The organism is Leptothoe sp. PORK10 BA2 (assembly GCF_034932105.1).
Classification (GTDB): Bacteria; Cyanobacteriota; Cyanobacteriia; order Phormidesmidales; family Phormidesmidaceae; genus Leptothoe.
On record NZ_JAYGIG010000128.1, the window covers coordinates 14,762 to 27,149 of the forward strand.

Here is a 12,388-nt window from a genome sequence, read left to right on the forward strand (position 1 = left end):
ACCTAAATTCCGGCGATTGCATTGATAAATAACACTACGCACCCCCTTCGTGACAAGCCAACCATGAAAAAGATAAATCTACTAAAATTCAAACCTGCCAAGCCCTCTATATTCTTCATGCATCTTCCTAAAACAGGAGGAACATCCGTTGATTCAGCCTTTCAGGAATATTACGGCAGAGAACACGTAAAAATTGAAGCATCTGAATCCTATGAAGCCTCAAAAGTTCTCTACGATAACCCTCACAAAGAGTTTAGCTATGACGACTGCTTTCGCTATCGTGAAAGCCTGCTCTTATACCATATGCAATTAGGGTCACAATACATCAGTGGCCACATCCCATTTAATCAAAAAATCTGGGAAAACACTAAAGACAAGTACGCATACGTTACTGTCCTCAGACATCCCGTTAAACGCTATATTTCCAACTACTTCTTTAACAAATATAAGACAACCGAACACTGCAGAATCAATGATGGCTTGTCAGAGTTTCTCGACTCTGACCGTGGCAAATCTTGGGGATACATGTATACCAACTACTTCTCTGGTAATCCCAACTCAGCTGTAGAACCCACTGAAGAACTATTAGAAATTGCAAAGGAAAACGCATTGAAGTTTAACACTGTTGGGTTCCTAGAGAAGCTAGATGATTTTGTCGCTGAATGTAAGGCCAAATATAATCTAAGGCTCAGAATTCCCCATAAAAGAAAAAACCCCAAGTCTAATCGCGAAATATCTCAGACTGACCTAGAGAAAATAAACCACATTACTCGTTTTGATTTAGAGCTCTATAACTTCATCAGTCAAAACTCCTAACCTCTATAAGTTGAATCTGCTAACGAAGGATATAGAAAACTATAGGGCACCCTAATTAATTCAGTTTTGTTAAAAGAAAACTCATTCTATTGAGAATAGCAAACGAAGTTCCAATGGGTTCAGACATTGTTTTTGAGATCAAGGCAATTAATAGAGGTGCCCTATAGATATTCAATAGCCAAATCATCGAGATAGAAGACAATTAGCTTTGAAATATGAATTATAGGCTTAAAGCTATCGGAGACCAGATAAGACAAATAAAAAACTGGATTAGGGGCATGGCTATCTCATGCATATAAAGTTACACTAAATTTTAGTCGCTTATCTTGCAGATTTCGTTACATAAAAGACTATAGTCACCAAGATTTTATGACTACTCCATTTGTATCCGTTATTATCCCGGTATATAACGACTCTGAACGCCTACACAAATGTTTGGAATCGTTGGAACATCAGACATATCCTCAAGCATACTACGAAGTAATTGTCGTAGACAATAACTCCACTGAAGACCTTAAATCCATCGTCTCTCAGTTTAAGCAGGCCCAGTATGAGTTTGAGTCAGCTCCAGGCTCCTATGCCGCACGCAACAAAGGGATTAACCATGCAAAGGGAGAAATTTTTGCCTTCATCGACTCTGATTGTCTACCACAAGACTATTGGATTGCAGAAGGGGTCAATAGCCTAAAGACTAATTCCGCCGATTTGGTAGGGGGACAGGTCACCTTCACGTTTTCCCCGGCTAAAGGGCCAGCAGAGCTATATGACTCTGTAACCAATATGCAAATCAAAGAGAATATTGAAACCCGTAAGATTAGCAAGACGGCTAATCTTTTCACGTATAAATACGTGTTCGATAAGATTGGGCTTTTCCCTGCTCATCTAAAATCTGGCGGTGATGTTTTGTGGACCAAGAAAGCCACCGACGCAAACTTTCAGCTTGTCTATGCACCAGCAGCAGAAGTCTTCCATCCAGCACGTAATTTCTGGGAACTGATGCAGAAGCAATACCGTGTTGGCAAAGGACAGCTCAAAATATTACAGGCCGAAGGGCAATCTACTCCTGCTGTGGTAACAGGGGCCTTAAAGGGGCTTTTGAAACCCCCTTCTATGAAAAAAATACAAGAGCTGACTGAGCGAAAAGGTTTAGGACTAGAAACCACCAACTTGTTCTCTATTTGGCTAGTTAGCTGGATGTGTCAAGCATCCAAAGGGCTCGGGCGTCTAAGTAAACTTGCTGCAGAAAGTTCTTTACTAAACCGATGAATTTATACGACATTCTCATTCAAAGTGCCACTGTGGCCCTATCACTTCAAGACTCTGAACAAGGCTTTATGCCCCCCGGGCATAACGGTGCGTACCATGACCCGGAAACACCTGTTCGGAATACGGCCCATTGGCTAATTACATTTTTAAAAGCCTACGAAATATCAGGGAAACAGAAGTTTCTAGATGGCGCTAAGTCAGCAGTTAAGTATCTCTGTAGCCCAGAAATTCGTCCTATGGGTGCCACATTCTGGCACCGCAAGAACCCGCGCAAAGATTTTTGCAATGGCCTAATGGGCCAAGCCTGGACAATCGAAGCATTAGCCGTTGCTGCTGAAAAATTGGAAATGCCAGAACTGCTAACCATTGCAGAGCAAGTATTTTTAATACACCCCATCGACCAAGTTAGTGGCGGCTGGCAGCGAGTTGGCGTTGATGGCTCGTATTTAGACGTTGACTATACCTTTAACCATCAGCTATGGTTTGCCGCTAGCGGTGGCCTACTGGCCAAGACAAGTCAGTCTAAAGAAGTAGAACAACAAGTTCAGAAATTTCTTGATGGTTTACCCTCAATGTTTGAGGTTTATGCCTCTGGGCTAATCAGACATATGATGCCCTTCAAGTTATTTTCCATCGAAAAACAGGCACAGGTTTTCCGTAAACAATTTCGACAGATTAGAAAGCCCCACATTTTTCTGAAGGAAAAGGAGTACCTGCGCAAAAAAGAAGTAGGCTACCACGGATTTAATATGTATGCCTTTGCTTTGTTAAAGCAGACATATCCCGAGCATGCTTTCTGGAAAAGTAGCAAGTTTTTAGGCACACTGAAATTTATCCGCTCTGATTATTATGCTAAAGAAATTCAAACCAGTAAGTACGGTTTTCCTTATAATCCCCCTGGATTTGAGATACCGTTTGCCCTAAAAACATTTTATCCAGACTCAAAATCCCAGGCTGAGCAAAGCCGTTGGATCTCTCAACAGTTAAACGCTTCCTATAACTTCGAGACAGATCTAATGAATAAAAATACAGATGATTTGATGACCCATGCTGCTCGCATTTACGAAGCAACCCGATTGGATAACTTGCCTCTAGATATCACCATTCTCCAAAAGGAGCTGACTTAAAACCATGAGCAGTCCTCCCCCTTTTGTTTCAGTTATCATCCCGGTCTATAACGATTACGATCGGTTAAAAAAGTGCCTAGAAATTCTAGACAATCAGACTTATCCTAAACAGTCTTATGAGATCATCGTTGTAGACAATAATTCAACCGATGATATTAAGTCTTTAATCGAGAAGTTTGAGCAGACTAAGTATGAGTTTGAATCTGTTCCAGGCTCATACAGTGCTCGCAACAAAGGACTCTCTATCGCTCAAGGTGAAATCCTTGGCTTTACTGATTCTGACTGCACACCTGCCACAAACTGGATCGAGAAAGGCGTAGTCAATATCCTGAAAAATCCTGGTTGTGGACTTGTTGCCGGGTGCATTAACTTTGCCTTTCAGGATCCAGAAAATCCCCACCCGGCTGAACTATACGATAGTCTGTATTTTCTCCAGCAGGAAAAGTATATTGAGGAAGACCATTTTGGTGCTACGGCCAATGTATTTACCACCCGAAAGATATTCGACGTCGTAGGACTATTTAATGCCACCCTCAAATCCGGCGGCGATCGGGAATGGGGGGAACGAGTTTACGCCGCAGGTTATGAGTTGATTTATGCCGCCGATGTAGAAATTTCTCACCCCGCTCGGGCCAGCTTCCAGGAACTCAACAAAAAGCTGCACCGCGTATTTAAAGGCAGTTTTTATATCAATAAAAAGGCAGAAATACCAATCTTCGACTTATTGCAAGAGCTTACCTTTGATATCAAGCCACCAGCAAGATTTCTATTTCGAGCACTGAAAGAACGTGGTATTAATAATCGGAAAAAGTGTATGTCCGTTGTAATTCTCTATATGTTACTTAAAGTATCCAAAGCTATTACAGAGCTACAGCTCTACTGGCAGGAAAACTGGAAGCTACAGTCAACTGGTTAACTGTATTTTTAATCAAACAGCAATAGGGAAACCCGTATTTCACCCTTTATCACCATGTCTCTTGAACCTAACCAAATTCCATTTGTCTCTATTATCATTCCTGTCTACAACGATAATGACTTTTTGAAAGTTTGTCTGGCAGCACTGACTAAGCAAACCTATGGCAAAGATCATTTTGAGATTATTGTCGTGGACAATAATTCGGAAGAAGACGTCAGCCAAATCACCAACCAGTTTGAGCCAGTAACCTTAACCCATGAAGCCACCGCAGGTTCCTACATTGCCCGCAACAAAGGGCTAAGCGTAGCCAAAGGAGACATTATTGCCTTTACAGATGCTGACTGTATCCCTCAATCCGACTGGCTAGAAAAAGGCGTCGCCGCCCTAACCCAACGCCCTAATATTGGCCTAGTTGCTGGTCGCATCGAACTATTTTATAAAAACCCTCAAAAACCCAGATCATTTGAGCTATACGATAGTTTAACTATGGGCTTTCCCCAAGAAGACTTTGTCAAAGACAGTCATTTTGGAGCAACAGCTAATCTGTTCACATTTCGCTCTGTTCTAGATAAGGTTGGCGGCTTTGATGAAAATCTTAGATCTGCTGGAGATCGGCAGTGGGGCAAACGCGTTTACGACAGTGGGTACGAACAAGTTTATGACAATAATGTTTGCATTCATCATCCAGCAAGATATTCATGGACTGATGTCAAAAAGCGCGCCATCAGAATCACGGGTGGTCGATATGATTTAGCCAAACGAAGTTGGAACTCTCAGTGGGATGCCATTAAGGACTTAGTTGATTATCTAAAGCCACCCTTTAGGAGCTTCTTTAGGATTTGGGCTGACGACAGACTCAAGGGACCTCAACAAAAATTGCAGTTTACAATCGTAATGCTGCGCATTCGCGATGTAGTCATCAAAGAACGCCTAAGACTCCAGATTTGGGGCGGCACGCCCGAACGCAGCTAGTAGAAAACCCTTTTTAGTATTTACGTCTAAACTCGCAATATTACCAATTTTGAAATATGGCTGTGGGAAATACTTCTCCATTAGTTAGTATTATAATTAACAATTATAACTACGGCTCTTTTCTTGGACAGGCAATTGATAGCGCCCTCGATCAGAACTACAAAAATGTAGAAGTTATCGTCGTTGATGATGGTTCACAGGATAACTCAAGAAGTATCATCAGTAGCTATGGTAATAGGATTATTCCCGTACTTAAAGAAAATGGTGGCCAAGCATCAGCATTTAACGCTGGCTTCTCCAACAGCAGTGGAGACATTATATGTTTTCTAGATGCAGACGATCTTGTCTTTCAAAATAGAGCTGAGCAAGTAGTTAGACTATTTACAACTTATCCAGAAATCGAATGGTTTTTCCATGAGTCAGCTCCTATCGATTCTGAAAATATAGCCCAAATAACCCTTTCCAATATCCAAGCTAAACACCCTAAAAGTTCTGAAGAAACTCACTTTGAAATAATCGACTTTAGAGATAACTTACGTAATGCTGTATTACCTCATTTTGCACCTTCTACCTCAAATCTTTGCTTCACTAGAACGCTTTTAAATAAGTTTTTTCCCTTGCCAGAAGTTAAAGGCCATTCTGGACTAGCAATCTGTGATGTCTATTTGAGGACGGTGGCCGTGTGGCTAGGCATAGGAATTAAATCTGAAGAATATCTAGGCGTTTTCAGGTTTCATGAAAGCAACCTATATACAACTCAGGGAATTACAAAAAAAAGGAGAACTTACTGTGAAATATTATTATTCACTGCATACTATTTATTATTAAATTATCCGGAACTATCAAGATTAGGCCAGAAGTTATTATCTAAGGGCATCTGTCTGCATTGGAATGTCAGGAATAATAATTTTAATTATGATAATATAATTTCTAAATCTCAGTCAAAAATGTCTTACTTAGTGCGGTCAAGTCTATATATAAGAGCAACCCTATATTCTATGAAACTTAAATTTTCAGATCTAGTCTAAGGCTAGATTACAGAATTAATAAAAATATTAACAGAAGCACTAAAGAAACAAATTTAAATCGGCAAAACCTCTAGTCCACAATATTTAATTATAATACCTCTAAGTAGAGGAGAAAAGATTTTAACGTCGATAAGTTAGCGGTCACACCTGGAATCGTAGAGTACGTGACGAAGCTATAGGGTGAAGGCGTTATCAGTCTGGAAGAACTTTCTGTACAGGTTTGCAGTTTGGGAAAGGCTGATGCTAGTGCCTAGAAATAAGTGTTTTCTGTTAGAAGTTTTTTGATTTTAAGTGTACGCAAGGCCTGTCAGGCATTACAAGTATCTGTATCATGCAGCACCCTCTTTCCGTCAGTATTATCATCAATAACTATAACTATGACCGCTTTTTAGCCAAGGCAATCGACAGTGCCTTGGCACAGACCTATGCCCATGTGGAAGTCATTGTTGTAGACGATGGTTCTACTGATAACTCGCGCAAGATAATTGCCGGCTATTGCGATGCAAGAAGTGCTGACCCGTCGGTTCGCTTTACCTCAATTCTGCAAGCCAATGGCAAACAAGGTGCCGCCTTTAACAATGGCTTTAAACATTCCCAAGGAGACATCATCATCTTTCTAGATGCCGATGACTACCTATATCCCCAGGCCGCAGAACACATCGTCAACGCTTGGCGTCCCGATATCGCCAAAGTTCACTATCGCCTTTCCGTCGTAGACGGAGACGGCCATCCCAAAGGATTCTCCTTTCCCCAGGGCGGCACTCTAGACAGCGGCCACCTACGCAATAAAATCCTCCAAACCAGCGGCTACGCCAGTGTCCCCACCAGTGGGAACGCTCTCAGTCGCTCTGTGATGGAAAAAATATTTCCCATTCCGGTGGAGTTTAATACCACTTCAGACGACTACCTTTCCTCCCTGGTTCCCCTGTACGGTGAAGTGGTTGCCATCGAAGAAGAACTGGGCGCATATCGCATCCATGACAGCAATCAATGGGCCTTGGTAGAGCTAGACAGCAGCCGTTTCCGGCGCTTTGTCGCCCACGACCTGCAGCGCTGCGCCCTACTCAAAGCCACCGGCCCCACCCTAGGCTACCAAGTGCCCGACAACCTAGAAATCCGTAGGTTTGGCTCCGTCTGGTCTCGCCTGGTCTCCCTGCGTTTAGAACCCGAGAAACACCCCGTCCCCGACGATAGTGCCATTCTGCTGGCCCTGTGGGGAGTCCAATCCCTCTGGTTATATTCCAGTGAGTCCTTAGTTAAACGCATTCTCTTTAGTCTCTGGTTTATCTGGGTAGGTCTGTTGCCATTGCCCTTAGCCAAGCCAGCGATTCATTGGCTATTTATGCCCAATCAACGGCCCCGCCCCCTGCACTCTTTGATGAATATACTGCATCGAAACCGGCCCAAAGACGTCCCTCAGGATGGGGCGGAAGATATCGAAAAACCCTTACGAGTTTTGTTTATTAGCCACACCTATGTGGTTGGCATCAACCAGGGCAAACTGGCCGCCATCGCCGACCAGGCCGAGGTGGGACTGCTCACCCCAGCGACCTGGTGTTCCCAAGGATGGGACCGGGTGCTGCTCTTAGAAACCCCCTTCCCGAATATCACCATGTTCCCCAGCAAAATTCTATTTTCTGGGCGGGGTGGAGCCTATGTCTTTAACCCCTTTAGAATTTGGCAGGCCATTGGCCAGTTCAAACCCGATATTCTCCAGGTCGAAGAAGAAGTCTTCTCGCTGTGTGCCCTACAGCTTGCCATTTTTTCTCGGTTGATGAGACTGCCCCTAGTGATCTTTGGTTGGGAAAATATGGATCGTAACCTGCCATTACCCCGACGCTGGATACGTGACTTTGTGCTCAGTACCGCCTCTGCGATTTTAGCGGGTAACCGTGACGGCGGGCAGCTGCTCAAGCAATGGGACTACCGAGGCATCATCGAAGTCATGCCCCAAATGGGAGTGGATGAGGAAATCTTTTCACCGGAGCTAATCACCAGCAGCAACGACAAAATCAACATTGGTTTTTTAGGCCGCATCGTCCCAGAAAAAGGAATTGACCTGATGCTGAAAGCTGCCCAGCAGCTTCAAAAACAAGGATTGCCCTTTGAAATGACCATCTGCGGCTCAGGTCCAGCCCAGGCCGATCTTGTCACCATGGCCAAAGACCTTGGGGTGGAGGGCTGTGTCCGCTGGCGAGGGGCCGTGGCCCATGGGCAGGTGCCTGCTGAAATGGCCCAGTTCGATGTGTTGGTGCTGCCTTCTCGCACCATAGACACCTGGAAAGAACAGTTTGGCCATGTCCTGATCGAATCCATGGCCATGGGAATTCCCACGGTGGGCTCCACCTGTGGTGAAATTCCTAATGTGATTGACCATCCTGAGCTGGTGTTTGCAGAAAATGATGCTGACGGGCTAGGGACACTCCTGTCACGGCTGGTGAGGGATCAGGAATTTCGGCAGTCCATGGGGAATTTTTGCCTGCAGCGGACGCAGCAACATTATACCCATAAGCGCATTGCCCAACGGCTGCATACCCTGTGGCATAACATCCTGAACACGTCCTGTGCCAAGCGCACTCTTCCTCAGGGGCCGATCACCAAATCAACCATATCAGAGGCGTAGGGACCATTATGCGTGTTGTCATTGCTCGAACGATGACCGAGTTTAGTATGGATGCCTACGCCACAGGCATTGTTCAGGGGTTGCGTACGGTACGACCTGAGTGGGACATTGTGGATCTTAAACCTCACTCCGTCGATCGCCGGAGTGGATCGTTACGGGTGCGGGCCCATAAAGCCTACGAACGATTTTGGAATTTTCCTAAGACAATTCAACGGCAACAGGCAGATATTTATCACATCATTGATCCTGCCGAAGCCCATGCGGTATATCGCCTCAGGCGCAGAACCCACAAAAAGATTGTTGTCACCTGTCACGATCTGATTAATTTTCACCATCAATATAACCTACAGGGTTCGGTACAGTTGCCGCTGGTGAGTAGACGGCTGTGGCTATGGGCGGTCCACGGCATGAAACAGGCCGATCACATTGTCTCCGTGTCAGCGGCTACGGCCCAAGACACCTCCGATCTGTTGGATATTCCTGCCGACCAGATTACCGTCACCCCCAACGGTATCGATCCGCTCTTTCAGCCCATTACGCCTGAGCTGTCGGCCTCTATCCGTCAACGCCATGGCATGGCGGCCAACACCCTGTGTTTACTGAATGTCGGTTCTAATCATCCCCGCAAAAATATTTTGGTTATTTTGAAGGCGGTTAATCAACTAAAGCAGCAGGGATTGCCAGTTTGTTTTTGGAAGGTGAGTGCCGATTTTACCGATGAGCAAAGGGCCTATATTCGGGACCATGACCTGGAGTCATCGGTGGTCTACCTGGGGCAACCGGCCTCGGAAGAGTTGGTTCAGCTCTATGGTGCTGCCGATATCTTGATAGCGCCCTCCCTCCAGGAGGGGTTTGGTTTGACCATTTTAGAGGCGATGGCTACGGGCACTCCAGTCATCACCTCCAATGTGTCAGCCATGCCCGAGGTGGCAGGCGATGCGGCAATTTTGGTGAATCCACATCAGGCGGATGCGATCTCATCCGCTGTCCAAACACTTTACCAAGATCCCGACTATCGCAACAGCTTGATCCAGAAAGGTCTAAAAAGAGCTGAACAATTTACTTGGAAAGCAACGGCTGAAAAGGTCGCTCAAGTTTACGAATCCCTGTTAGTCCAACAGAGCCCCGCATCTTTAGCTTGTAAGCCCTAATCTCAACTGATATTGCCATGAAAGTACTGATTTCTGCTTACTCCTGTGAACCGGGTCAAGGCTCAGAGCGAGGCGTCGGTTGGAATGTGGCCAAAGAAGCCGCCAAACACCATGACGTGTGGGTATTGACTCGCCCCGACGAAAGCAAAGCGGCCATCGAGGCTGAGCTAGCGGCCAACCCCGTTCCCAATCTACACTTTGTCTACTTTACCCTGCCCTTCTGGAAAGACAGCTTATCCTTAGGGCAGTCTGGGGCCATGCAAATCCACTACTATCTGTGGCAGATTCAGGCCTATTTTGTAGCGCGGCGCTTACATCAAGACATTAACTTTGACCTGGTTCACCACGTTACCTTTGTCAAATACTCCTCCCCTAGTTTATTATCCCGTTTGCCCGTTCCCTTTATCTGGGGACCCGTGGGTGGGGGAGAATCCGCCCCACCCAAATTCTGGAAAGACTTTAGTCCCCGCGCCCGCCTCTATGAATTTGCGCGGGACATTAGTCGCAAAGTAGGAGAAAAAGATCCCCTGGTGGCCCACACCATTCGCAACAGTGCCATAGTCCGGGCCACCACCGACGACACCGCCCAGCGCCTCTACAAAATGGGCGCAAAGCAGGTGGAAGTTGTCTCTGCCATCGGCTTACTAGACGAAGAAATCAATGTCCTAAAGCAGCACAGTCTGCCCCCAGCAGAGCCCCTACGCTTTATCAGCATGGGTCGCCTCCTCCATTGGAAAGGGTTTCATCTGGGTATCCGCGCCTTTGCCCAAGCCAACCTCCCCAATGCTGAATTGTGGCTGGTGGGGGATGGCCCAGAGGCCGATGCCCTGAAACAGCTGGCCGTCGACTGTGGTGTAGCCGACCAAGTCAAATTTTGGGGTCACCTCTCCCGAGACGAAACCCTGAACCGTCTCAACCAAAGCCATGTGCTAGTCCACCCTAGCCTGCACGATTCCGGTGGCTGGGTCTGCATCGAAGCCATGGCTTCCGGTCGCCCGGTCATTTGCCTCGACCTGGGCGGTCCCGCTGTTCAAATTACCGAGCACACTGGCTTTAAGATTGCCGCCCAGGACCCTGAACAATCCGTGCGCGACATCGCCATCGCCATGCAGCAGTTTTCTCAGACTCCCGAGCTTTGCCACCAAATGGGCCAAGCCGGTCGTCAGCTGGTGGACGACACCTTTAGCTGGACAGCAGTCGGCCAGCAGTTAAATGCTCTGTATCAAACCACATCTCAGGCTAAGTCTGTCCCAGCAACGGCCTAGGCTTGTCCCTATGGGATCACCAGATCCACAATCTAGAGCACCCCTGACCCACTCTCCTTCTCCTGCCATGCACGTGCTGATTCCAGCCCTCCATCGCCCGATCAAACCGACCGGAGTCTGCCGCCATGCGGTAAACTTAGCCCAGTGTTTAGCCGCCACCCCGGCGGTGGCTCGGGTCACACTGATCATCGGCTCCTGGCAGCGCCCCTACTTCAACGATGCATTCCAGCTGGACTCGGCCAAAATCCAATTGGTGGAGGTGGATATTAAAAATAGCTCCCTGGCTCGCAACCGTTGGTTTTTATTTGGTCTGCCCCAGCTTGCTAAGCAACTCCAGCCTGACATGATACACATGTCATTTCCCTTTCCCTTTGTGCGCCAGTGGTTTAACAGCCCCATTGTCTCCACCATCCACGATCTCTATCCCTACGAATGTCCGGAGAACTTTGGCTATCCCCGCGTTTGGTTTAATCAGCTATTTCTTCACCAGTGCATTCGTAATAGTGATGGTCTCACCTGTGTCTCTAACTGTACCCTGGATGCCCTCAAGGACTACTTTCCCCAGGCTAAGGGCCGTCAAAAAAACACCGTTGTCTACAACGTGGTCGACTTTGAAGGTATTCATGCCAAAGTCCCCCACCAGTTATTGTCCCAGTCGTCGCCCATGGTCCCTGGCGATCCTTTCCTGATGACCGTTGCCCAGCATCGCAAAAATAAGAACCTGGATCTCTTGATTCGAGCCTATGGCACCCTGCGCCATCGCCATCAGCTTCAGGCCAAGCTGCTGATTGTCGGCAGCTCTGGTCCTGAAACCGAAAGCCTTACGCAGTTAGTCAGCCAGCTAAATCTAGAGCAACAGGTGCTGTTTCTGTCTGGCTTGTCTGATGGAGAATTGCGCTGGCTCTATGAAAATGCGTCCTTGTTTGTGATTCCGTCTACGACAGAAGGGTTTTGCCTACCCCTGGTGGAGGCCCTTACCCTGGCATGTCCGGCAGTTTGTTCGGATATTCCCATCTTTCGCGAGGTCGGTTCTTCCCAGGACTCTTCACAGTGCCACTACTTTTCCCTCAATGGTCAAGACTCCACCCCCCTAGCCGATGCCATGGCGGCAGCTCTAGCTGCCGACGCCCGTCAAACCCAAACCCCAGACAACCGGTTTTCTAAAGCAACGATATCGAACCAATTGCTCGATTTTTATCGGTTATTTTAGGGCTGGAAAGATTG

General features: G+C 46.6%; 10 protein-coding genes. All 10 read left to right on the forward strand.

Annotation, left to right across the window (positions count from 1 at the left end; genetic code table 11):
• The first annotated feature begins 63 nt into the window (after nt 1-63).
• The 10 genes from VB741_RS20450 (at nt 64) to VB741_RS20495 (ending at nt 12,374) form a co-directional block, all read left to right on the forward strand.
• Nucleotides 64-816: a sulfotransferase family 2 domain-containing protein gene (locus tag VB741_RS20450; RefSeq protein ID WP_323367055.1), complete on the forward strand. Its 753-nt coding sequence runs from the start codon at nt 64-66 to the stop codon at nt 814-816.
• Between the two features lie 369 nt (nt 817-1,185).
• A complete protein-coding gene (locus tag VB741_RS20455; RefSeq protein ID WP_323367056.1) occupies nt 1,186-2,082 on the forward strand; it encodes a glycosyltransferase in 897 nt (298 codons plus the stop codon).
• Nucleotides 2,079-3,209 (forward strand): hypothetical protein, encoded by a 1,131-nt coding sequence (locus tag VB741_RS20460; protein WP_323367057.1) that lies wholly within the window; start codon nt 2,079-2,081, stop codon nt 3,207-3,209. The genes VB741_RS20455 and VB741_RS20460 overlap by 4 nt, the downstream gene beginning before the upstream one ends.
• A gap of 4 nt (nt 3,210-3,213) precedes the next feature.
• Nucleotides 3,214-4,125 (forward strand): glycosyltransferase, encoded by a 912-nt coding sequence (locus tag VB741_RS20465; protein WP_323367058.1) that lies wholly within the window; start codon nt 3,214-3,216, stop codon nt 4,123-4,125.
• Nucleotides 4,126-4,179: 54 nt separating this feature from the next.
• Nucleotides 4,180-5,097 carry a glycosyltransferase gene (locus VB741_RS20470; RefSeq protein ID WP_323367059.1) on the forward strand — a complete coding sequence of 306 codons (918 nt, stop codon included), beginning with the start codon at nt 4,180-4,182 and terminating at the stop codon, nt 5,095-5,097.
• 62 nt (nt 5,098-5,159) lie between these two features.
• Nucleotides 5,160-6,125 carry a glycosyltransferase family 2 protein gene (locus VB741_RS20475; protein ID WP_323367060.1) on the forward strand — a complete coding sequence of 322 codons (966 nt, stop codon included), beginning with the start codon at nt 5,160-5,162 and terminating at the stop codon, nt 6,123-6,125.
• A gap of 331 nt (nt 6,126-6,456) precedes the next feature.
• Nucleotides 6,457-8,748 (forward strand): glycosyltransferase, encoded by a 2,292-nt coding sequence (locus VB741_RS20480; protein ID WP_323367061.1) that lies wholly within the window; start codon nt 6,457-6,459, stop codon nt 8,746-8,748.
• An 8-nt stretch (nt 8,749-8,756) separates the two neighbouring features.
• The gene (locus VB741_RS20485) at nt 8,757-9,899 is read left to right on the forward strand and encodes a glycosyltransferase family 4 protein (protein ID WP_323367062.1); all 1,143 of its coding nucleotides are present in this window, start codon (nt 8,757-8,759) and stop codon (nt 9,897-9,899) included.
• Nucleotides 9,900-9,916: 17 nt separating this feature from the next.
• A complete protein-coding gene (locus VB741_RS20490; protein ID WP_323367063.1) occupies nt 9,917-11,164 on the forward strand; it encodes a glycosyltransferase family 4 protein in 1,248 nt (415 codons plus the stop codon).
• A 67-nt stretch (nt 11,165-11,231) separates the two neighbouring features.
• Nucleotides 11,232-12,374, forward strand: a complete 1,143-nt coding sequence (locus VB741_RS20495) for a glycosyltransferase family 4 protein (protein ID WP_323367064.1) — start codon at nt 11,232-11,234, stop codon at nt 12,372-12,374.
• Nucleotides 12,375-12,388: the final 14 nt, after the last annotated feature.